The organism is Thermogemmatispora carboxidivorans (assembly GCF_000702505.1).
Lineage (GTDB): Bacteria > Chloroflexota > Ktedonobacteria > Ktedonobacterales > Ktedonobacteraceae > Thermogemmatispora > Thermogemmatispora carboxidivorans.
This window is the reverse complement of record NZ_JNIM01000001.1, coordinates 2508557-2531125: the sequence shown is the minus strand read 5'-3', so window position 1 is coordinate 2531125 and position 22569 is coordinate 2508557. Positions and strand designations below refer to the sequence as shown.

At 62.2% G+C, this 22569-nt stretch carries 15 protein-coding genes; 11 read left to right on the top strand and 4 right to left on the bottom strand.

Going from position 1 to position 22569, the window contains the following annotated elements; translation table 11 throughout:
* Nucleotides 1-38 precede the first annotated feature (38 nt).
* The 7 genes from N688_RS09790 (at nt 39) to hisI (ending at nt 8377) form a co-directional block, all read left to right on the top strand.
* Entirely contained in the window at nt 39-1565 is a 1527-nt protein-coding gene (locus tag N688_RS09790; RefSeq protein WP_052889111.1) for a histidine--tRNA ligase, read from the top strand.
* Nucleotides 1562-2653, top strand: coding sequence for an ATP phosphoribosyltransferase (gene hisG / locus N688_RS09785; protein ID WP_052889110.1), 1092 nt, complete (start codon nt 1562-1564; stop codon nt 2651-2653). The genes N688_RS09790 and hisG overlap by 4 nt, the downstream gene beginning before the upstream one ends.
* Nucleotides 2650-5040, top strand: coding sequence for an HAD family hydrolase (locus N688_RS09780; protein ID WP_052889109.1), 2391 nt, complete (start codon nt 2650-2652; stop codon nt 5038-5040). Before hisG ends, N688_RS09780 begins: the two co-directional genes overlap by 4 nt.
* 78 nt (nt 5041-5118) lie before the next feature.
* Nucleotides 5119-5736: an imidazole glycerol phosphate synthase subunit HisH gene (hisH, locus tag N688_RS09775; RefSeq protein ID WP_052889108.1), complete on the top strand. Its 618-nt coding sequence runs from the start codon at nt 5119-5121 to the stop codon at nt 5734-5736.
* On the top strand, nt 5733-6491 hold the full coding sequence (gene hisA / locus N688_RS09770) for a 1-(5-phosphoribosyl)-5-[(5-phosphoribosylamino)methylideneamino]imidazole-4-carboxamide isomerase (protein WP_052889107.1): 759 nt from the start codon (nt 5733-5735) through the stop codon (nt 6489-6491). The genes hisH and hisA overlap by 4 nt, the downstream gene beginning before the upstream one ends.
* A 100-nt stretch (nt 6492-6591) precedes the next feature.
* On the top strand, nt 6592-7395 hold the full coding sequence (gene hisF / locus N688_RS09765) for an imidazole glycerol phosphate synthase subunit HisF (protein WP_052889106.1): 804 nt from the start codon (nt 6592-6594) through the stop codon (nt 7393-7395).
* On the top strand, nt 7379-8377 hold the full coding sequence (gene hisI / locus N688_RS22310) for a phosphoribosyl-AMP cyclohydrolase (RefSeq protein ID WP_238321075.1): 999 nt from the start codon (nt 7379-7381) through the stop codon (nt 8375-8377). Before hisF ends, hisI begins: the two co-directional genes overlap by 17 nt.
* A 28-nt stretch (nt 8378-8405) precedes the next feature.
* On the opposite strand, the gene N688_RS09755 is transcribed toward hisI, so the two are convergent.
* The 4 genes from N688_RS09755 to N688_RS09740 all read right to left on the bottom strand — a co-directional run bounded on the left by N688_RS09755 (nt 8406) and on the right by N688_RS09740 (nt 15463).
* On the bottom strand, nt 8406-9398 hold the full coding sequence (locus N688_RS09755; protein WP_052889105.1) for an HD domain-containing protein: 993 nt from the start codon (nt 9396-9398) through the stop codon (nt 8406-8408).
* Between the two features lie 262 nt (nt 9399-9660).
* The gene (locus tag N688_RS09750; RefSeq protein WP_052889104.1) at nt 9661-10896 is read right to left on the bottom strand and encodes a mannosyltransferase family protein; all 1236 of its coding nucleotides are present in this window, start codon (nt 10894-10896) and stop codon (nt 9661-9663) included.
* A gap of 198 nt (nt 10897-11094) precedes the next feature.
* Nucleotides 11095-14409: an isoleucine--tRNA ligase gene (ileS, locus tag N688_RS09745; protein WP_052889103.1), complete on the bottom strand. Its 3315-nt coding sequence runs from the start codon at nt 14407-14409 to the stop codon at nt 11095-11097.
* A gap of 298 nt (nt 14410-14707) precedes the next feature.
* Nucleotides 14708-15463, bottom strand: coding sequence for an alanyl-tRNA editing protein (locus tag N688_RS09740; protein ID WP_052889102.1), 756 nt, complete (start codon nt 15461-15463; stop codon nt 14708-14710).
* A gap of 652 nt (nt 15464-16115) precedes the next feature.
* Here N688_RS09740 and N688_RS23360 point away from each other — a divergent pair.
* From N688_RS23360 to N688_RS09725, 4 genes are all read left to right on the top strand, one after another.
* Nucleotides 16116-16610 (top strand): 2-oxoglutarate dehydrogenase E1 subunit family protein, encoded by a 495-nt coding sequence (locus tag N688_RS23360; RefSeq protein WP_202901885.1) that lies wholly within the window; start codon nt 16116-16118, stop codon nt 16608-16610.
* Complete coding sequence (locus tag N688_RS09735) at nt 16532-18970, top strand: 2-oxoglutarate dehydrogenase E1 component (RefSeq protein ID WP_202901884.1); 2439 nt, start codon at nt 16532-16534, stop codon at nt 18968-18970. Before N688_RS23360 ends, N688_RS09735 begins: the two co-directional genes overlap by 79 nt.
* Before the next feature lie 244 nt (nt 18971-19214).
* Nucleotides 19215-20549 carry a 2-oxoglutarate dehydrogenase complex dihydrolipoyllysine-residue succinyltransferase gene (gene odhB, locus N688_RS09730; RefSeq protein ID WP_052891440.1) on the top strand — a complete coding sequence of 445 codons (1335 nt, stop codon included), beginning with the start codon at nt 19215-19217 and terminating at the stop codon, nt 20547-20549.
* A 375-nt stretch (nt 20550-20924) separates the two neighbouring features.
* Nucleotides 20925-22481: an FHA domain-containing serine/threonine-protein kinase gene (locus N688_RS09725; protein WP_052889101.1), complete on the top strand. Its 1557-nt coding sequence runs from the start codon at nt 20925-20927 to the stop codon at nt 22479-22481.
* The last annotated feature ends 88 nt before the right edge of the window (nt 22482-22569 follow it).

Here is a 22569-nt window from a genome sequence, read left to right as displayed (position 1 = left end):
GAACCGGGCATGACTCTATGAGGGGAACGAGAGTTTCTATGAAGAAGCGTATTGAGCGCCTGCGCGGGATGCATGATCTGTTGCCCGAGGCTTACCGTCAGCAGACGCAGGTGGTGGGACGCGTGCGCGCTCTGTTAGAGAGGGCCGGCTATGAGCCGGTGGATACGCCGGTGCTGGAGCGCAGCGACCTCTTCCAGGCGAGCTTCGGGCAGGAGGCCTGGCAGAATCTCTATGCCTTCCAGCTCCACCAGCGTGAGCTGTGTCTCAGGCCGGAATACACCGCTTCCATTTGTCGCCTGTATTTAGAGCAGTATCAACAGTCCCCCCTGCCACTGCGCTTTCAGTACGTCGGTCCAGTCTTCCGCTACGAGGCGCCAGGACGGGGACGCTATCGTCAGTACACGCAGCTGGGCATTGAACTCTTCGGCGGGCAGCCGCTGCGCGGGGATGGGGAGATCGTGCAGTTGGCCTGCGATATTTTGCATGAGCTGGGCATCGCCCGCTACCGCCTTGAGTTGGGGCACGTCGGCGTCGTCAGCAACTTTGTCGAGCGTCTGCACCTGGATGCCCAGACGGCGCGTCTCCTCTTGAGTCTGATGGAGCAGATCAGTCGTTCGCCAGAGGGGGAGCAAGCAGCTCAGGCCCGCCTGGAGGCCCTCTATCCAGAGCAGGTGCCCAACCCAGCGCTACCGGCCAGTGAGGCTGGTCGATGGCGACGCCTGGCCAGCTCCGACGGGTCAAACCAGCTGGTGGCGGCGCTGCTGAACAGCTTCAGCCTGCCCTTTGGCGATGAGGACAGCCGTCGCGAGATTGCCGAGCGCTTTCTCTGGAAAATCGGGCGCAGCGAGCAGCGGACACTGGTTTTTAGCGCCCTGGAGTTTTTGCGCAAGTTGCGCGCCCTGGCCGGTCCACCGCCCGAAGTCTTCCAGGAGCTGCGCCAATTGCTCCAAAGCTATCAGCTTGATGACGACCCGCTGGCGGAGCTAGAGCAATTGGTGACCACGCTGATGGAGGTGACGGGGATCGACCGTCGGCAGATTACGCTCAATCTGGCCCTGGGGCGCGGAGTGAGTTACTATACGGGCTTGCTTTTCGAGATCCATGCCAGCGATGACGAGGGCCTTGACCTGCAGTTGTGCGGCGGAGGACGCTATGACCATCTCGTTGAGGCCGTCGGAGGGACGCGCGCGGTCAACGCCTGCGGCTTCGCCTTTGGCCTGGAGCGGCTCATCTCTTTGATGCCTGCCAGCCAGTGGCCCCAGACGGCGCGGACGCAGGCGCTGGTGATCCCCGTTAGCAAGCAGGATCTGGCTTATGCTGGTCGTGTGGCGCGTCTGGCACGCCGCGAGGGCGGTATCATTGCAGAGCTGGATATGAACGCTCGTGGAGTCAGCAACGCTCTGCGCCAGGCCGCGCGGCGCGGTTTCCGGCTGGCGCTCATTGTCGGTGAAGAGGAACGCCAGACCAATACGGTAAAGCTGCACGATCTGCTCTCGGGCAGCGAATGCCTGGTCGCTGACCATGACCTGGCCGCAGCCTTGCGGGAAGGAGGCTATAGCGCATGAGCGAGTCGCGAGCGACTGCCGGGTCACGATTGGCTCAGCTGCGCCTGGCCTTACCCGGCAAGGGGACGCTGGAAGGGGCCACCCTGACCTTCCTGGCTGAATGCGGCCTGAAGGTGCAGCGAAGTAACCCACGTCAGTACCTGGCACGCATCAGCAGTTTGCCGGAGCTGGAGGTGGTCTTTCAGCGCGCTGCCGACATTCCAGCTCTGGTGCACGATGGGGATGCTATTCTGGGGATTACGGGCTATGATCTCCTGGCCGAGTTCCGCGGCCACGCTGAGGAGCCAGACGAAGACGAAGAGGGTGACGACAATTTGGTGGTCCTGGAGCGCGATCTCGGCTATGGCTCCTGCCGCCTGGTGGTCGCGGTTCCTGAGACGTGGATTGATGTCAATACCTGTGCCGACCTCTGGCATCTGGCCGGCTATTACCAGGAGCATAAGAGGCGCGGGCTGCGGATCGCGACCAAGTACCCGACGCTGACACGACAGTTCCTGCGTCGCCAGGGCATCTCTCACTGCCGCATCGTGACTCCCCACGGTGCCTTAGAGGCCGCGCCTTTGACGGGGGCTGCCGACCTGATCGTCGATCTGACGGAGACAGGCACGACGCTACGCGAGAATCACCTCAAGTTGCTTGAGGATGGCGTGGTACTGCGTTCCCAGGCATGTCTGATTGGCAATGTGCGCTTACTGAGCCAGGACCCCCAGGCCCAGAGGGTGGCGCGTGTGCTTCTGGAGCTGATCAATGCCCGTCTGCAGGCGCGCAACCGTGTCTTGCTGACGGCCTATGTACCGGGCAGTGGCGAAGAGGTGCGCTCGCTCCTGAGCATGCATTTAAAGCGGCTGGTGCCAGGCTTCGAATACCATATTGGCAGTTCAGAATCGACGGACGATCCCCAGGCCCAGCGCTGCCGGGTCTCGGGCGTGCTGCAGATGGGGACAGCGGTGGCCGACCTGGTGGAGATTATTACGGCTTTGCGCAGTGTGGGCGCCGAGCATATCGATGTGACGCCCCTGGCGTATCGTTTTGGTCAGGAGCCGGCCAGTCTGCGCTTGCTGAGCGAGAGGATGGCACGACGACAGTGAAGACGCTGATTGTCTTTGATTTGGATGGGGTCATCACTAGCGAAGAAGCCTATTGGGATGCAGCAGGTCTGACGCTCCATGAGTTGCTCTACAGCCCTCGCTATTGGAATGTGACGGGTCAGAGCGGCTACGCGCCGGTGACCGACCCCGAGGAGAGTCGTCGCCTGAGCCGGGCCACGCTGCCGGAGGAGGAGATCCTTCTCTACAAGGCCCTGGCGCTCAACTCGAACTGGGACACCTGCTATGCGGCGGTCTGCTGGCGCCTGATTGCCCTCCTGGAGCAGCTACCGCCCACCACCCGCGAGCCACTCCTGCCGCTGCAGCCCTGGGAAGAAGGGTGGTTGGCCCGTTTGCGGGAGGCGCTGGCCCTTCAACGCGCTGCCTTTGGCCAGGAGTGCCAGCTCTTGCCAACGGGTGGTCCTCCCTTTGCTGAAGCCCTCTTCGCTGGCGCCGTTGGGCTGGACCTGCTCAATCGCTATGATGCTTTTGCCAGCTCCAGACTGGGCCTCCCTATCGAGGGGGTCTTTTCGCGCCTCAGCCCTTTTTGGGATTTCTGCCGCTCGCTTTTCCAGGAATGGTACCTTGGGGAGGCGCTCTACAGCCGTACCTATGGCCACCCTCCTGCTCAGACAGGCAAATCGGGCTGTATCTCTTTTGAGCGCCCATTGCTGCCTCCCGAAACGCTCAGGGAAACGTTAGATACCCTGCGTGCGTCGGGCTACGCGCTGGGTCTGGCAACAGGGCGGGTTTATCAGGAGGCCGCGCTGCCGCTGCAAGCCTATGATCTGCTCTCGCGCTTCGAGGCCGAACACATCTGTACCTATGACGCTGTCGAGACTGCGGAGGCCGCGCTGCGGCTCCGGGGCGATACCACCCTGCTGGGCAAGCCGCACCCGTTCCAGTTTCTCTACGCCCTCGACCAACGCGGCCCCTCCGCCGACGAGCTGGCTCGCAACAAGCCACCCTTCATCGTGGTCGGCGATTCGTCGGGCGATATGCTCGGTGGGCGGGCCGCTGGCGCTGTGACAGTGGCGACCCTGAGCGGGGCACGCAGCGAGGAGGCCCGACGACGCTTGCTGGCCTGCGAGCCGGATTTTGTGATTGAGGATGTGCGTCATCTGCCGTCGCTCCTGGCCGAGGTGGAGCGCCTGGAGACCATCCAGCGTTTGCAGTTTGAGGCCCGGGCCAAGGCCGAGCGTCTGCTGCGTCTGTGGTTTGTGCGTCAGCTCGATCTGTTGACTGAGCAGGTGACGCTAACGCCGCGGCCTGTCTCGCTCAATTCCTTCAATGGCACCTACGAGCAGGACGGCGAGCGCTACTTTTTCAAGACGCATGTGGAGGAGCAGGGCACGCTCTCCGAGTATTACCATGCCGAGCTGCTGCACGAGGCGGGCTACAATATGGTGCTGCCCCTGCGCGTGGTCCGCCAGGAGGGGCGCCAGATGGTCATTTATCCGCTGGTGCGCTGGCCGGTCATGTTCGATCTGATGCGCGCCGTCGAGACAGGGGCCCCCGCTCCGATCTCGACGGAGACCCTCGTGGCCGCCGAACGCCGCGCTTGTGAGCGCTTGCTGGAGATTTACCGTGCAACTGGGCGCTTCAGCAGTGCAGATGAGCATGCCACGGCGCCGGTCCATCAGCTCTTCTGGCACCGCCTGACCGGCGGGCGTCTCAGCAGCTTCTACCGTGGTCAGGCCCTTCCCTTGCTAGGGCCGGCTGGCCTCAGTCAGGACGAACTGCGCTTTGAGGATCTGCTCCGGTGCCGTTGGGTAGTCAATGGGGAATTGTTCTCGCGCACTCTGGGCGAGCTGCTGGAGGAAGCACAGGAGCGACTCCATCCACGGCAGGCGGCGATGACGATCATCGGGCATGGAGATGCCCACTTCGGTAACGTCTTTCTGGAGCACGAACGCGACTATCTCTACTTCGATCCAGCTTTCGCGGGGCGGCATGCCGCACTGCTGGATGTGGTCAAGCCGCTCTACCACAACGTCTTCGCCAGCTGGATGTACTTTCCCCGAGAGACAGCTTCGACCCTGACGCTGAGCGTCGTCCTGCGCCGCGGCTCGGATGGCGAGCGCCTTGAGGTCACCCATAGCTATCAGCCGGCCCCCATTCGTCAGGCGATTCTGGCCACAAAGCTACGAACCTTGCTGCGCCCTCTGCTTGCCTGGCTAAAGGATGAGGGGGCCTTGCCCACCGACTGGGAGCGCTGGCTGGCGCTGGCGCTGCTCTGCTGCCCGTTGTTGACCATCAATCTCCTGGATCGCGGGCGCATCCCGACAACGGTCTGCTGGCTGGGGCTGGCCCAGGCGGTGGCCCTCGGCAATCTTGGCCTGCTGCCCTGGCCTGAGTTGCTGGCAGCCGGTGCAGAAGATGGCGCCTGAGTTCATCGCTGGCGCGCGAGAGAGGTCTGTTGAAGAGCTGCTGGACAGTTTGAGGAGAGAAGAGGAAGAGCGACGACTATGATCGCTATTATTGACTACGGGGCTGGCAATCTGCGCAGTATTCAGAAGGCTCTGGAGCATGTCGGGGCCCAGGCAGTGGTGACCGCCGATCCGGCCACGGTGGCACGCGCGCGAGCTGTGGTGCTGCCGGGTGTTGGCTCCGGTGGGGCCGCCATGCAGCGCCTGAAGGCCGCTGGCCTCGATGAGGCTATTCGCGAGGCCACGGCCCACGGGCAGCCTTTCCTGGGCATCTGCCTGGGGATGCAACTGCTAGCTGAGCACCACGCCGAAGGCGAAGTTGAGGGCTTACGCCTCTTCGCCGGTGAGGTGCGGCGCATTCCCCAGGGACCCAAGATTCCGCACATGGGCTGGAACCAGGTACAGCCACTGCGCCCGGACCTGCCTATATTTAAAGGAATACCTGACGGAGCCTTCTTCTACTTCGCCCATTCCTATTATGTTGAGCCGCGTGATCCTTCTGGGGTGGCTGCTGTCACCGACTACGGTACACCCTATTGCAGCGTCATTGTCAGCGACCACCTGTGGGGAACGCAGTTCCATCCCGAGAAGAGCGGAGCAATGGGGCTGCGCCTGCTGGCAAACTTCGTGCGCTGGGTGGGGGAGCGTGTTCCATGATCATCTTGCCTGCCATTGATCTACACGACGGACACTGTGTCCGTCTCTACCAGGGCGACTATCGCCAGGCCACGGTTTACAGCCACGACCCGGTGGCAGTGGCTCAGCGCTGGCAGGAGGCCGGGGCCCGCTGGCTGCACCTGGTTGACTTGGATGGCGCCGCCCAGGGACAGCCAGTCAATCTGGCCACAGTGGAGCGGATTCGGGCCGCGACCACGCTGCAGATCGAGCTAGGCGGCGGCCTGCGCGATCTGGCCAGCATCGAGCGCGTGCTCTCCCTCGGCATCGAGCGGGTAGTACTGGGGACCAGCGCAGTGCGCCAGCCCACCCTGGTTGCTGAGGCCGTGAAGCGCTGGGGAGAGCGCATCGCGGTGGGATTGGATGCCCGGGCCGGCCTGGTGGCGATCGCCGGCTGGCAGCAGACGGAAGCCATCACCGCCGTAGCGTTGGCCGCCCAGCTGTGTACACTGGGAGTAGCACGCTTTATCTATACCGATATCGCTCGCGATGGAACACTGGGCGGGCCGAATCTGGAGGCGCTACAGGCCATGTTAGAGGTGGTGAAACAGGCCCAGCCAGCGCGAGCCGTGATTGCTTCCGGGGGCGTACGCTCGCTGGAAGATATCCGCTCGCTGGCCCGTCTGGGAGTCGAGGGGGTCATCATTGGCAAGGCCCTCTATACGGGAGATGTGGAGCTGGCGGCGGCCCTGGCCTGCGCTGCGGCCTGCGAACCGACGGCGGAGGCCGGCGCCTGATTCAGCAGGCCAGACGAACCCTGACCCTGCGCCTCACGTCAGATCGACGGCGAGCCAGGTGCTGCGTAGTGGAGCAGAGCACAGGAAGGGGCAGCGATCGATGTTAACAAAACGAATCATTCCCTGTCTGGATGTGGACGCCGGGCGCGTTGTGAAGGGGGTCAACTTCCTCAACCTGCGCGACGCCGGCGACCCGGTCGAGTTGGCGGCTTTCTATAATAGTGAAGGAGCCGACGAACTGGTCTTTCTCGACATCACGGCCTCCTATGAGCAGCGCAAGACCATGCTCGATGTGGTCGCCCGAACGGCTGAGCAGGTCTTTATTCCAGTGACGGTCGGCGGGGGCATCCGTAGTGTCGAGGACATTCGTGCCACGCTGGGAGCAGGGGCCGATAAGACCTCGCTAAACACGGCAGCGGTGCAGCAGCCCGAGCTGCTGCGGGCGGGAGCCGAGCAGTTTGGGGCCCAGTGCATCGTGCTCGCCATCGATGCCCGCAGCAATCCTGCCATGCCCAGCGGCTACGAGGTCTATATTCATGGAGGGCGCACGCCAACGGGCCTCGACGCTGTTGAATGGGCCTGCCGCGGCGTCGAGCTGGGCGCGGGCGAGATCCTGCTGACCAGTATGGATCGCGATGGAACACAGCAGGGCTATGATCTCACCCTGACCGCTCGCATTGCCCAGGCCGTCAACGTGCCCGTGATCGCTTCGGGCGGTGTAGGAACCCTTGAGCATTTGTATGAAGGACTGACCAGCGGGGGCGCCGATGCCGTGCTCGCCGCCTCCATTTTCCACTTTGGTCAGCATCGCATCGCCGATGCCAAGCGCTATCTGCGCCAGCGCGGGGTGGCCGTGCGCTGGGATGAGGCAGAGGAGGAGAGCCACAATGACGCTCAGGTTTGACCGCCAGGGCCTGATTCCGGCGGTAATTCAGGATGATGAGAGCAATGAGGTGCTGATGGTGGCCTTCATGAATGAGGAGGCTCTCCGCCTGACGCGCGAGACCGGCTATACCCACTTCTATAGTCGCTCGCGCCAGGCCATCTGGCGCAAGGGCGAGCAGTCGGGGCACACCCAGCAGGTACGCGCCATCTTCGTCAATTGCGAGGAGAACAGCCTGCTCATCCGCGTTGTCCAACAGGGTGGAGCCGCCTGTCACGAAGGCTACCGCAGCTGCTATTATCGGCGTCTGCTCCCTGACGATCGTTATGAGGTGGTTGCGACCCGCGTCTTCGACCCAGAGGCGGTCTATGGTCTCACCACCTTGCAGTCGCAGCCAGAGCCGGCAGCCCCGCCAGAGGGGGCAAGCGCGCATGAGCAGAGAGGGGCCGACCAGGTGGGGAGTGCTGAGATAGACGCGACCGTCGGCGGGCAACTGGAGACGCTACTACGCCAGCTCTACACGGCCTACCAGTACCTGCGCGACCATGATCTGAGCGAGCAATCGCATACCTCGCGCCTGCTCCAGGAGCCCAATCCGACCTATCTTCTCGGACGACTGGCCGATGAGTTGCAGGAGCTGGCGGGTGTGCTCCTGGGGACCCATCGCCATCGGGAGCCGCAAGCCGACATCATTCTGGAGGGCAGCCAGGTCGGCTACTGGCTGATGCTGCTGGCTGCCACCTACCGACTGCCATATGAGGCGTTCCTTCCTCATCAGGCACTGCTGGAAGGCTACCGCCTGCCTGTCGAAGAGGAACAGGCCGTCGAACAGCAGCAAGCCTGCTTGAGTGCCCTCGCCAGCACCGAGCGTGCCCACCTCATCGAGGGCCTGCAGCTCGGCTTTTCTCTCATCGGACGGGCCTGCGCCCTGGCTGGCCTCAGCCCTCTGGAGCCAGCACGCGACGACCTGGAGCAAATGCGCCGCAAAGGCCTGGTCTCCTAAAGCCAGGGAAGTCCGGCTAGATGCTGGTTCAGCTGCGGAGGCGCAGATAGCTGCCACGTTTGGCCTTGTGCAACACCACCTGCTGCAGTGCCGCCAGGTCGCCATCGAGTGCCGAGCAGCGGACCAGCCGCCCATCTTCCAACAGCACCAGCGGATCGACCATCCGCGGCTTCACCCGGGCATAGATGTCAAAAGGTTGATCTGCCGAGACCTCCACCACCTCCAGGCCGGGCTGCAGCAGACTCAGGCAGCGGGCGATCGCCGGGTGGGCCGAGTGACGGAGGCGGGTGAGCAGCTCGGCATCTTCCAGAAACAGATCCGCCTCGCGCAGCAGGCCCTCATCCAAAGCCAGGCGCAAAGCCCGTGCCAGCTGATAGTCGGCGAACATCTCCAAAGGATGCATAAACAGGTCCGTCACCAGACGCACATATTGTCGCACAAACCAGATCGCTGCTTCTCGTCCGGCCACCACTATGCGCCCCTCGCGCACGCGAAGCGCCTGCAGAAAGCTCTCCACCTCCGCGTGTGTCAGGTAGCCTGCATGCCACAGATCGCGGAGCGTGTAATCCACCCGATCGGCGCACAATTCAGGAGTCGGCTGCTCTAAAAGCGGCCAGCGCTCAAACGCCAGAATCCGCCCAAGGTCCAGCCCCAAGGAACGCAGCAGCGCAGACAGGCCCGAGCGCTCAATCACCTGGCGCAGGTGTTGCTCATGATAGTCCTCACCGTAGCAAGCAAACAAATAGTCTGCCACGTGAGAGAAGGCAGTGTGGGAGACATCATGTAACAGGCCGGCCAGCTGCTCCTCTAGCCCTCCGCCGAGGCGGCGAATCAGCAGCATTACCCCCAGAGAGTGCTCGTAGCGCGTCGTATCGCGTCCCGCGCGCACCAGATAGGAGGCTCCAGCTTGATGGATCCCCTTCAAGCGCTGCAGCGGTGCTGAGTTGAGCACCGCCAGCAATACAGGCTCGCTGAGTCGCTGCTCACCCAGCAACGGATCACGGATCAGTTCTTCGGCCACGCTCTTGCTGCTCCTTCCACGCTTGCGCTGCTTGCCCTTGTCCGCCAGCCTTCCTTCATCATCTCTGGCGACCCGCCCGGACTCCTTCCTCCGCTCCTATCGAGGCTTTTCCCCTGGGCGAGCCGGGGAGCTGGCAGGAGAGCAGAGGTACTGTAACTATAGCACCTTGCGCCTTCTTTTACCAGGCCAGCCAAGCAGGCTGCCAGCAGCGGCAGGCCGGTTGGCAATCAGCCGGCCTGCCAAAAAGGACCTGGCGTACGAATTAAGCAACCCAGTAATGCAGCGTAAAGAGCAAAGCATTCAGCGCAAACAGAGGAGCACAGAACCCGCCGTAGACCAGGTCGAGGCTGGGGAAGCGCTTGCTCCAGCGGGCCAACACCAGGAAGAGCGGGAAGGCCATCATCATATAGCGTGGCTGCGAAGCCAGCGTCTCGCCTGCCACCAGCGGAAAGCAGAGAGCGAAGAGCGCCAGCGCCAGCGAGAAGAAGCGATACGCCACGGGCATCTGACGCCAGCCGGCCGCCAGCACTCCCAGCGGGAGCAGGGTAAAGAGCAGATCCATCAGATTGCGCACTGCCATCTCGGTATGTAAAGGGCCAGTCAGCAAGGCTCCCAGAGCCGGCCCGAAGGCCACCAGGGGAAATTCAAACTGCCGTCCCCAGACCGTACGCTCCATGCGGCTGTAGATGAAGGGATCACCGAAACGCAGCCCGAGATAGCCCATGTAGGCAGCCAGAGCCGCCGGGATCAGGAGAGCCGGCAAGCCAGCCAACAAACGGCGCAGCCACAGGCGCCAGCGCTGAGCTGAAGCCTGAGCGATCTCTCCAGGAGCCGCCGCTGCCGCCAGCGAGTCAGCTCCCCAGAAGCGTTCAACATAGAAGAACAGGAAAGGTACTAGCAGCACAATTGCCGTCGAGCGCGTTAACGCGGCAATGCAACCCAACAAACCCGCCAGCCACCAGCGCCATAGCGCTGTTCCCTGTAGGAGAAGAAAGATCGTCAGCGTGAGCAAGAGGAAAAGAGACTCGCTATAGCCAGCGAAGAAAAAGATCCCGTAGGCATAGAACGTCAGATACCAGAGCGCCTTACGAGCCTGGGCCGGATCGAAATGGAGCCCCTCCCGGGCCAGAACGTAGAAGGCCACCAGAGCAGCGAAGAAGAAGAGATTCGATAGCAGGAGCTCGGACAGGAGGAACGAGAGCGGGAAACGGTTGCCCAGGGCGGCGGCGCCGAGGCGGATCAGCCAGGGCCAGAACGGGAAAAAGGCCACATCGGCCACGGAGCGATAGCCCACATGAGCGATGCGCCCGAAGGCATCAGCATCCCAGTGGTACCAGCCGAGCAGGCAGAAGCGCAGCCCGTTCTGCACACAGGGGATCGAGGCCATATTTTTGGGGCGGAGCAGGACCCCCCCCACATAGGTGATCAAGAGCAGCAAGAGGCGGCTGAGTCCAAAGACCCAAGCCGCCTCTTTCCACGCAGATCGCAGCGTACCCATTGCAGTGTTCCCAGACCATACCAATATGACATAGTTGAGCTTGGCTCACCGTTGCTTAGGAACGGTTGAGGCAGCGGTCTGGTACTGAGCTGAACCGATCAGGCTATATTGACCTGCCTTGTGAGCGATCCTGCGCAGGCAGAGTGGGCCAGCAAGCCAGGCCAGTGACAGCCCCTTGCTTCAGGAGAAGCAGTCGGGCTAGGGCCTGGCCGCTGAGGATGGCGAGGTTGAGATCGTCACCTGGACCGTGTAGCTCTCCAGCTTGCGCGGTGAGGCAGGCGAGAGCGTCTCTCGATAGAGTTCGCCGGGCAGCGGATCAGCGAGCGGAGTCGTTGCGACGTGCAAGCTGTCGGCGAGCGTCTCCTCTTGGATCTCGGCGGTATGGCGCTGCACCATTGCAGCCAGCTCCTCATCTGTGCAGAGGGTCAGCTGGATATGGTCCTCAATCTTGAGATTGGCCCGCTTCCGCATGTCCTGGATATAGTGGGTCAAATCGCGGATCACCCCCTCCTCGCGCAGTTCGGGCGTGATCGTTGTCTCCAGAACCACTACCGCGCCGCGCTCCTCGGCGGTGACATAGCCAGGGCGGGCTGTAGCGATCACCTCCACCTCATCTGGTGTCAAAGTGATCTCGCGGCCCTCGATCGTCAGCGTTAAGGCCCCCTCTTCGCGCAACTGGCGGGCGGCCCCGCTGGCAGCCTGGGCATCCAGGCCCTTGAGCGTTGCCAGAATCTTCTGCACCAGCGGCCCATACTTCGGTCCCAGGACACGAGCCTGGGCGCGCAGGGTATAGGCCAGCATCTCACTATCGTCGCTGAGCAACTCCAGGCGCTTGATATTCAGCTCCTCCAGCACCTGATCCTTCAGGCGTAGTACCGCCTCCTGATCGGCCTGCGACGGCAGGCGCACATAGAGCGTATTGAGTGGCTGGCGCACGCGGATCTGTGCCTTCTCGCGGGCGGCGCGGCCCAGGCCAACGACGCGCATCACCAGATGCGTATCGTGCGTCAGCGTCTCATCGATGAGCTCCTGGCGGGCCTGGGGCCAATCGCAGAGATGGACGCTGAGCGGTGCCTCCTGCTGAACACTGCGCACCAGGTTCTGATAGAGGCTCTCCGCGAAGAAGGGCACGAAAGGAGCCAGCAGGGTCACCAGCGTTGTCAGGCATTCGTAGAGCGTCAGATAAGCGCCGAGCTTATCGTCATCCAGTTCAGACTTCCAGATGCGCTCACGGCTGCGGCGCAGGTACCAGTTTGACAGATACTCAATAAAGTCTTGCAGGGCCTCCGTGGCGTGGGCGCTATCGTAGCGCTCCAGGCCGGCGGTTACCTCCAGAATCGTCTGCTGCAGCTCTGAGAGAATCCAGCGATCCAGATCGCTACGGCGCTCTACCGCCAGCTGGTAGCGCGTGGGATTGAAGCCGTCGATATTGGCGTAGGTCACAAAGAACCAGTAGATATTCCAGACCTTATCGAGGGAGCGCCGCACCAGCATCCACTTCTCGCTCAGGCGCACGGGAACCCCCTCGCGGGCGGCCCGCTCGACATCCTCGCGGGTAGGAATACGTGGAAAGCGCAGGTTCTGCTCAGGGTCCTGGCTGGTATAGAGCCAGCGCATGGTATCGGCGCCCACGCGCTCGGCGGCGTCGTCGAAGTCGATAGCATTCCCCTTCGACTTATGCATGATCTCTCCGTCCTCATCGAGGACCGTCGCGTAACCGAGCAGAGTCTTAAAGGGTGTTGTCTTTTCCAGAACCGTGCTCATCACCAGCAGAGCGTAGAACCAGTTCTTGAACTGGCCTGGGAAGGACTCCGTCACGAAGTCCGCAGGGAACCACTGGCGCCAGTAGTCGCGGTTGTGGCGATAATCCAGCGTTGAGAACGAGACGATGCCGGCATCCAGCCAGGGGTTGCCCACATCTTTGATGCGAGAGACCAGGGAGCCGCACTGTTGGCAGCGGATCTTGATGGCATCGACCCAGGGACGATGGGGAGAATGGCCTTCGAACTCCTCCCATCCCTCGACAGCCCGCTCGCGCAGCTCCTCCTTACTGCCGATGACCTCGAAGGTGCCGCACTGCTGGCATTCGTAGATTGGCAGCGCCAGCCCCCAATAGCGCTTCTTCGAGATCATCCAGTCGTCCATATTGCGCAGCCAGTCCAGCTCGCGCTCCAGGCCGAAAGCAGGAATCCAGGTGACCTGGCGGGCAACCTCCATGATCTCGTAGCGCAGCTGCTCCATCGAGATATACCACTCATCGACCAGGCGGAAAATCAGCTCGGTCTTGCAGCGCCAGCAGACTGGATAGCGGTGGCGATAGTTCTGCGAGCGATAGAGGAGGCCTTTCTGAGCCAGATTCTCGGCGACAGGCCGCGCCACTTCCAAGACCGACTGACCGGTGAGCCAGTTGTAGCCCTCAACATAGACACCGAACTCATCGACTGGGGCCAGAACGGCTAGATCGAACTCCTTCGAGAGCGCGAAGTCCTCGCGACCGCAGCCTGGGGCGATGTGTACGATGCCCGTTCCCTCGCTGGCGCTGACCTCCTTCCAGGGAATGACGCGATGGCTGACGCCCTGAGCGGCAGGCAGCTCATCGAAAGGACCGCGATAGCTCCAACCCACCAACTGCTCGCCCTTGAGGCGCTCGAGAACGCGATACTCGCCCTTATCGCGTCCGCGCAGCTCGCGGAGCAGATTCAGGCGCTCCTCCGCCAGATAGAAGATCTGGCCATCTTGCTCGACCTTGACATAGGTCAGTTCGGGATGGACGGCGGCGGCCACATTAGCGGCCAGCGTCCAGGGAGTGGTCGTCCAGACCAGCAGGTACTCGCCGGAGCGCTCGGCCAGCGGGAGGAGCACATACAGGCTCAGATGGCTAATCTCATGCCAGTCCTCCGAAAGCGTCTCCATATTGGAGATGCCGGTGCCGCAGCGTGGGCACCAGGTCATGACATCGTGCCCCTTGTAGATCAAGCCACGCTCGTGGCAGCGCTTCAGGAAGTGCCAGATCGTATAGTTATTCTCATCGGAGAGCGTATAGTAGTCGTTGCCCCAGTCCATCCAGTAGCCCAGCCGGATCGACTGCTCGGTGATGCGGCGGGAGAAGCGGAAGACGCGCTCCTTGCACAGCTCGACAAAGCGCGCGATGCCAAACTCCTCGATCTCCCGCTTGTTCTTGAGACCCAGCTCCTGCTCGACATTGACCTCAACCCACAGGCCCTGGCAGTCGAAGCCGTTCTGATAACGCTGCCGATAGCCCTGCATGGTTTTGAAGCGCTGGAAGAGGTCCTTATAGGTGCGGCCCCAGGCGTGATGGACTCCCATCGGGTTGTTCGCCGTCATTGGGCCATCGAGAAACGAATATTGCTTGTCGCTGTGATCGTTGCGATGCAAGTAGTGCTGGAGCACGTCGTGCTCATCCCACCAGCGCTGAATCTCGTGCTCCAGCGCAGGGTAGTCAACACGGTCAGCCGCGATCACTGGCCGAAAGACGCTTGCTTCACCTGACACGTCAGCTTCCTCCTCGCTCACTGAGAGATTGCCTTGCCTTATCCGGCATCGGCAGGACTTGGCTGAGCCAAGTCTGGCTTTGGTGCTTCCTTGTTGCTCCGTTGCTCTGATGGCTTATGCGCGTTGTCCGCTTCCTTCTCCCTGCTGAGGGGCCAGCTCCTGTGTGAGGTCCCAGCCAACTATGGCAGCGTTCCCGCGGTCCAGAGGATGACCCGCACACTCAGGCGAGCGGCTTGGCTCGCCGGCGCAGGGCCGAAGCGGGAACGTGAGCGGGCAAGAGGCCATTCTGCCAGCGGCCTCATGGGAAAGTCGCGTTGGGGTCGGAGCCAGGTGGCTCATCAACAAGCTGGATCTCCAGGCGCTTATTGAGCCGCCCCTTGTTTTCGGCCCGGACAATGCGAATGCCGCCAACCTCTTTGGTATGGCGAACATGGGTTCCGCCATCGGCCTGTAGATCGAGACCGACGATTTCCACGATCCGCACCTCCTCCAGGTCTGGGGGCAACAAGTTGCTGCGTGTACGGATCAAGTCGGGGATGGCAAAGGCTTTCTCGCGCGGCAGGGTATAGACCCGAATAGGCAGATCGGCCTCGATGGCCTCATTGACGCGCTGTTCAATAAAAGCCAGGCGTTCCCTGGTCAGGCCCTCCATCGCGAAGTCCATGCGCGCCCGGTCGGGATACATCTGGCCGCCGGTCACCGGGACGCGGAACTCCTGCCAGATCACGCCGCAGAGCAAATGGAGAGCGGTATGAGTGCGCATCATGCGATAGCGGAAATCCCAGTCGATGCGCGCCGTTACCTCAGTGTCCACGGGAGGGGGAGGACTATCGAGCAGGTGCCAGACCGTCTCTCCCTGCTTGCGGAGGGCAATGACGCTGGCCTGCTGGCGCCCGTGATCCCAGGAGAGCGTACCGCGGTCGGCCATCTGGCCTCCGCCGCCGGGATAGAAGACGGTGGCATCGAGGGCCAGCTCATCGCCCTCCGCGGCAACGACTTTGGCGCTGCATTCAAAGGTATAGCTATTCTCCAGGTAGATCAGCTTCGTCTTCATCCTGCAAGCTCCGATCTCCGTATGAAAAAAAACCTCTCATCCGCGCAGGACGAGAGGGCTTCCCGTGGTACCACCCGCATTAGTCACGACCGGGCACCGCTAGCGAGCCAGTCCAGGGAAGTGCGCCCATTCCACTTCAGCCGTCAACCGATCTGCACTGGCCTATCTGGCACTCGTCGCGACTCGCTCCATGCCGCCATCTCCCTCGATGTGATATACTATTTGTCGGTCCCCCGCCCTCAGTCTGATCGGGCCAGCGTGGCACGCATGAGCTTGTTCTGCTTGTCTCTTCCGTCAGGCGCTCAGACGTGCCGCCCGACTCGACTGAAGACCGTTGCCGCGACGCGGCTCGGGGTGGAGGCGGGATCACTCATCGAGAGGTTGAGACAGGCGGCCCTCTCTGGTAACGGAGAGGCGCCGGCTAGCTCTACTCGCTTGCGCGTTCTGCTAGCTGCTCAGGAGTGATCTTCGGCCTGCTCCTTAGCATCCGGCTCTCACCTGGCCCGGACTCTCTGTAACCAGGGAAGCGGCCTACTGGCTCCCTCTTCGCATCTTGTCTGGACAGTGCTTGTCTTTACTCTCGGTGGATAGAGGCTACCGCGTTGAGTATGCCATATTCATCACTCTGTGTCAAGCCGCATAAAGGAAACCGATGGATAATTTACAGACATTTTATGGTCCAAATGCAGGCTATGTGCTCGATCTGTATGAACGTTATCGGACTGATCCCTCGGCAGTAGACGAGAAGACGCGCGCCATCTTTGCTCGCTGGAGGCCGGTGATCGTCGAGGAAGGGGGGACCCCGGCTTCGGGGAAGGCAGAGGGGGTGCCGTTTGCTGTAGAGAAGGTGGTAGCGGCGGTGGCGCTGGCTCATGCCATTCGCGAGCGGGGTCACCTGGCGGCTCAGCTTGATCCTCTTGGGCGCCCGCCGCAGGGTGATCCTGCCTTATTGCCCGAGAGTCATGGCCTCAGCGAAGAGGACCTGACCCAGCTGCCCGCCTGTGTGGTTGGTGGGCATGCCGCCGAGGGGCGCGCCATGCTCTGGAGGCCATCCAGCGTCTGCGGGCCATGTATTCAGGAACCATCAGCTACGAGTTTGACCAGGTCAAGAGCCCCCATGAGCGTCTCTGGCTGCGCGATGCCGTAGGGCTGCAGCTCTTCCAGCGCCGCCTCAGCCCCCAGGTCAGCCGCCAGTTACTGCAGCGGCTGACCCAGGTGGAGGTCTTTGAGCGGTTCCTGCACCAGACCTATCCCGGCCAGAAGCGTTTCTCGATCGAGGGCTGCGATGTCCTGGTGCCGATGCTTGATGAGCTGATCCGCTGTGCGCTGGAGTCGGAGACGCGCGAGGTCATCATTGGTATGGCCCACCGGGGGCGTCTGAACGTGCTGGCTCATGTCCTGGGAAAGTCCTATCAGGCTATTCTGGCGGAGTTTGCCCACACGCGCCACGAGGAGGGAGTGCCACTGACCGATACCTTCGGCTTCGGCTGGAGCGGCGATGTGAAATATCATCTTGGCGCGGAGCATCTGCTGGGTGGTGAGCGCTCGCTGGCTCTCAAGATCATCCTGGCGCCCAATCCCAGCCATCTGGAGTTTGTGAATCCGGTGGTGGAGGGGATGACGCGCGCGGCCCAGGAGTATCGCGACCGAGCCGGGGAGCCACGTCAGGAACTGGATGGCACCCTGCCGATCCTGATCCACGGCGATGCCGCCTTCCCGGGCGAGGGGGTGGTCGCGGAGACGCTGAACCTCTGGCATCTGCAGGGCTATTCGGTCGGGGGAACCATCCACATTATTCTCAATAACCAGCTGGGCTTTACCACGGAACCCCAGGAGAGCCGTTCGACGCTCTTCGCCAGCGACCTGGCCAAGGGCTTCAGTATTCCCATCATCCATGTCAACGCTGACGATCCCGAGGCCGCGCTGACAGCCATTCGCCTGGCCCACGCCTACCGCGATGAGTTTCACAAGGATATCCTGATTGAGCTGGTGGGCTATCGGCGCTGGGGCCATAACGAAGGCGATGAGCCGGCCTTTACTCAGCCGCAGCTGTATGAGTTGATCCGTGCTCATCCGACAGTGCGCGAGCTGTATGCCCGGCGCCTGCAGGAGCAGGAAGTGGTGACGGCCCAGGAGTGCGAGCAGATGGTGGAGGAGGCCTTTGCGACACTGCGGCGGGCGAAGCAGGAGGTGGACGAGGACCCGCGACGCTTCGAGCAGCTGGGAGGCAATGGCCAGAACGGCCTGGCGGTGGAGTTGGAGCCAGCTCCACCCGTTTCGGCAGACCAGCTGCGCCAATTCAATCGCGAGTTGCTGCGCTGGCCCCAGGGCTTTACTGTGCATCCGCGCCTGGCTCGCGTGTTGCAGCGTCGTGCCGATGCGCTAGAGCAGGATAGTATCGATTGGGGCCATGCCGAGGCCCTGGCCTTCGCCTCGATCCTGGCCGACGGTGTCCCCATTCGCCTCAGTGGCCAGGATTCTGAGCGGGGCACCTTCAGCCAGCGCCATGCGGTCTTGCACGATAGCCATACGGGCGAGCGCTATGTGCCACTGCAGCATCTCTCACAGGCCCAGGCCAGCTTCGCCATCTACAATAGTCCGCTCACGGAGACGGCGGTGCTAGGCTTCGAGTATGGCTACAGCGTGCATGCGCCGGAGGCGCTCGTGCTCTGGGAGGCCCAGTACGGCGACTTCGCTAATGTGGCTCAGGTTATGATCGATCAGTTCATTGCTGCGGGACGCGCCAAGTGGCGCCAGCAGTCTTCGGTGGTGCTGCTGCTGCCTCATGGCTATGAGGGCCAGGGGCCAGACCATTCGAGTGCGCGCCTGGAGCGCTTCTTGCAGCTTTCGGCAGGCCATAACTGGCGCGTGACCAATTGCTCGACGGCAGCCCAATACTACCATCTGCTGCGTCAGCAGGCGCATAGTCTCCAGCATCATCCATTGCCACTGGTGGCCCTGACGCCCAAGAGTCTGCTACGCCATCCGCTGGCGGCGGCAAGGCTGGAGGAGCTCACGACCGGGCGCTTCCAGCCAGTGCTCGACGATGCTGAGGCAAGGCAACGGGCCCAGACTATCCGCCGGGTGTTGTTGTGCAGTGGGAAGATGGCCATCGATCTGCTGGCGAGCGAGCAGCGGGTCCAGGCTAGCGACGTGGCAGTGGTGCGCGTGGAGCAGCTTTATCCTCTGCCTGCCGAGGAGTTGCTGCAGGTGTTGAGTGGCTACCCGTCCTTGCAAGAACTGGTCTGGGTCCAGGAAGAGCCGCTCAATATGGGAGCCTGGACGTATATGATGCCCCGTCTACAACGGTTGCTCGTCTCGCTCCCCACGCCCCAGGCAGTGCTGCGGGTGCTGGCGCGCCCCGAGAGCGCCAGCCCGGCCACCGGCTTTATGGATCGCTATGAGGCCGAGCAACGCGCTTTGATCGAGGAGGCTCTGCTCGGCGAGGGCGGCTCTCTGATCGAGAAGCGCGCTCCTGAAACGCCAGTAGGCAAGCGTCGACGCTAGCGTCGACGCGAGGGGCGAAGGAAGCCAGGCGAGCTGCGCTGAGCTGTGCCGAGTTGCACCACGTCGGTTAGGGCGTACGGGCAGGCCATGCCTGGCAATGCTATAATAGGCCAGGAGAGGCCAGCGTGCGCGAAGAGCGCCAGTGCGCTGGCTCGCCTTTGGCTTTCTTCAGCCCCTGAGAGGAAGGCTCTGCACTCATCAAAAGCAGCAGTCAGCACTGCAGCAGGAAAGGCAGAATGAGAAAATGGCGATAGATATTCGTGTTCCTACCCTGGGCGAATCGGTGGTTGAGGCCACGGTGGCGCGCTGGCATAAGCGCGAGGGGGAGCAGGTCCGTCAGGGCGAAGTGCTGGCGGAGCTGGAGACCGACAAGGTGAGCGTTGAGGTGACTGCGGATCATGACGGGGTGTTGACGGAGATTCTGAAGCGTGAGGGAGAGGATGTGGCGGTTGGTGAGGTTCTGGCTCATCTCGAGGAGGCCGCTGCTGCGACAGGGGAGCGTGCTGTGTCGACCTCGCGTGAGGAATCGGCCCCATCCCGGCAGGTGCAGGCAGAGGTTCAGCCCGAGAGCACACCGTCGGCTTCGCGTCTTGCCGATGGGCAACGTCCTCCTTCTCCGCTGGCGCGTCGCATTGCCGCTGAGTACAACATTGATCTCTCGCAGGTCAAGAGCAGCAGTCCGCATGGGCGAGTGACCAAGGACGATGTCCTGCACTATCTGGAGCAGCAGGCGCTCCAGCAAGGCCAGGCTCAGCCGCAGTGGCAGCCATCGCAGTCTGCAGCACCAGCCACGGTGACTGCGCCTCCAGGTCGAGGGGATGGAGCAAGCGCGACGGCGGGGCCAGCCTTGGAGCCGCCGCCGCTGCTGACCTCGGAGCCGCGGCGGGAGGAGCGCATTCGGCTCTCGCGTCGGCGTCTGACCATCGCCCAGCGTCTGGTGGAGGCCCAGCATACGGCGGCTATGTTAACCACCTTCAATGAGGTTGACATGAGCGCTATTCTGGCCGTGCGGGCACGTCACCGCGAGGAATTCAAGCAGCGCTATGGTATCTCGCTGGGCTTTATGTCCTTTTTCACGAAGGCAGTTGTGGGAGCGCTCAAGGCTTTCCCCTATCTGAATGCGGAACTGCAGGGGCGCGAGCTGCTGGTCAAGTACTACTACGACATTGGCATCGCCGTGAGTACGGATGAGGGGCTGATCGTGCCCGTGGTGCGCGATGCTGATCGTAAGAGCTTTGTGGAGATCGAGCGGGAGATTGCGGAGCTGGCGCGGCGGGCGCGCAGCAATGAGCTCACGCTGGCGGATCTCCAGGGAGGGACCTTCACCATCACCAACGGCGGGGTCTTCGGCTCGCTGCTTTCGACGCCGATCCTCAATGGCCCCCAGGTAGGCATCCTGGGAATGCACAAGGTCCAGGAGCGTCCCGTGGTGGTCGATGGACAGGTGGTCGTGCGTCCTATGATGTATGTGGCGCTCTCCTATGACCATCGCGTGGTCGATGGCCGTGAGGCTGTGCAGTTCCTGGTCCGGATCAAGGAACTCCTGGAAGATCCGGAGCGGCTGCTGCTGGAAGGATAGCTGACAGACATGCCTGTACGTGACGGAGGGGGCAGGTTGGGAAGGGACAGCCCGGCAACCGGGCTGTCCATCTCCACTTGCGGGAGGCGGGCGTGGGGAGGAGACAGCCGGACGGATAGCTCAGCGCCGCAGGCAGGGTGTTTGCTTCGATTGACAGGGACAGCCTGTTAGGCGATAATCAGAGCTGTGCTGTCCGTACCTGGTCCGCCTTGCTGACAAGGAGGTGGGGGAGAGGAGAAGGACCCTGCCCGTACCGTATCTTGTCGGGGAGCGAGGGAGGCCGGAGCGGACAAGCCTGACTGGCTGGGGAGAGGGGGAGAGGGGGCGCTCTGGAGTCGTTCGACTGATGGCAGGAATTGAGGAAATGAGCCGGTTATGCAACCACCAGAGAATCCCTATGCTCGGCAAAAAGGGCATGCCGATGATCTCCAGGCCCTCGTTGGGCGGTCCCTGGGTCAATTCCGTATCGTAGAGCCGCTTGGCGCGGGCGGGATGGCTGCGGTCTTTAAGGCCTATCAACCCTCGCTCGACCGCTATGTGGCGGTCAAAGTGCTTCCAGCTCGCTATGCCCATGATCCCGTCTTTGTCAAGCGCTTTGAGCAGGAGGCCCGTTCGGTCGCCAAGCTGGTGAATCCCCATATTGTTCAGATCCACGACTTCGGCGAGCAAGAGAAGATTGCCTATATTGTCATGGAGTATGTTGACGGCGGCACCTTGCGGGAGCGCTTGAAGGCTCGCTCGCTGTCCCTGGTGGAGGCCGTTGACTTCTTGCTGCAGGCAGCGGAGGGACTGCGCTGTGCTCATAGCCATAACATTGTCCATCGTGATGTGAAGCCAAGTAATATGCTCTTGCGTCGCGATGGCCACCTCTTGCTCTCTGATTTTGGGATCGCCAAGATCTTGGAGGGGACAACGCACCTGACACGGGCCGGGGTGGGCATTGGGACGCCACAGTATATGTCTCCAGAGCAGAGTACAGGCCAGGCTGTCGATCAGCGCAGCGATATCTACTCCCTGGGGATCGTCTTCTTTGAATGCCTGACGGGACGGGTGCCTTTCAGCGCAGAGAATCCGGTCAGTGTGACGCTCAAGCATTTGCAGGAACCGCTGCCGGTTGAGCCGCTGCATCAGGCAGGTGTGCCGGCAGTGATTGAGCAGGTCGTGGTGAAGATGACGGCCAAGGCACCCGTTGATCGCTACCAGTCGATCGAGGAGATGGCGGAGGCTCTGGCAGCAGCGATGAATGCGGCTCGCCTCCCGCTGCCGCGCGTCTGGCGGTTGTCAACAGTGGCTCCTCCATCGCCCGAAGGCAGTGGGTCGGCCTCTACCTTGCTTTCACCTCAACTGGGGGCGTGGCCGGCTACCCCTGGAGCCAGACCGCAGTCCGCTCCTGCTTATGGTACGCCCGCCGCCACAGGCGCTGGGGGCGGCTTCACCTCTGGCCAGGGCCAGGGGGAGTCGTTGGCACCCCGTGCCACGTCGGGAACGCCATTCCCGACGGTGACGCTGTCGTGTTTCCGCTGCGGCACTCCTAACCCGAGTACGCGCCTGTTCTGTACGACTTGCGGCTATGAGCTGGCCGATCGGAAGGCGGCCAAGGATTGTTATGTCGATGCTCAGGGGCGCGTGGTGCTGGCCAGCTTGACTCTGCAGAGTGGACCGCTGGCTGGTCGCTCTTTCCGCTTCCACCAGGATGTGACAACGATCGGGCGCACCAATGGCAATGACTTTATTATTGCCGGTCGTACTGTCTCGCGTCGCCATGCCCGGTTGTGGTTCGATAACGGCTTCTGGTACCTGGAGGATCTGCAGAGTGCCAATGGTACGCTGGTGAATGGCGAGCGTATTCAGCAGACGGTGCTGCGCGATGGCGATGTGATCCAGCTCGGCGATGAACGCTTGATCTTTCATATAGTTTATAAGTATAAGTAAAGGAACGTGGTTCCCAGAAGGCGGGACGGACACCGTCGCCTGGCGGATTCGACTCCTGCTCAGGCTGATTGGTCTGTTGCTCGCCCGG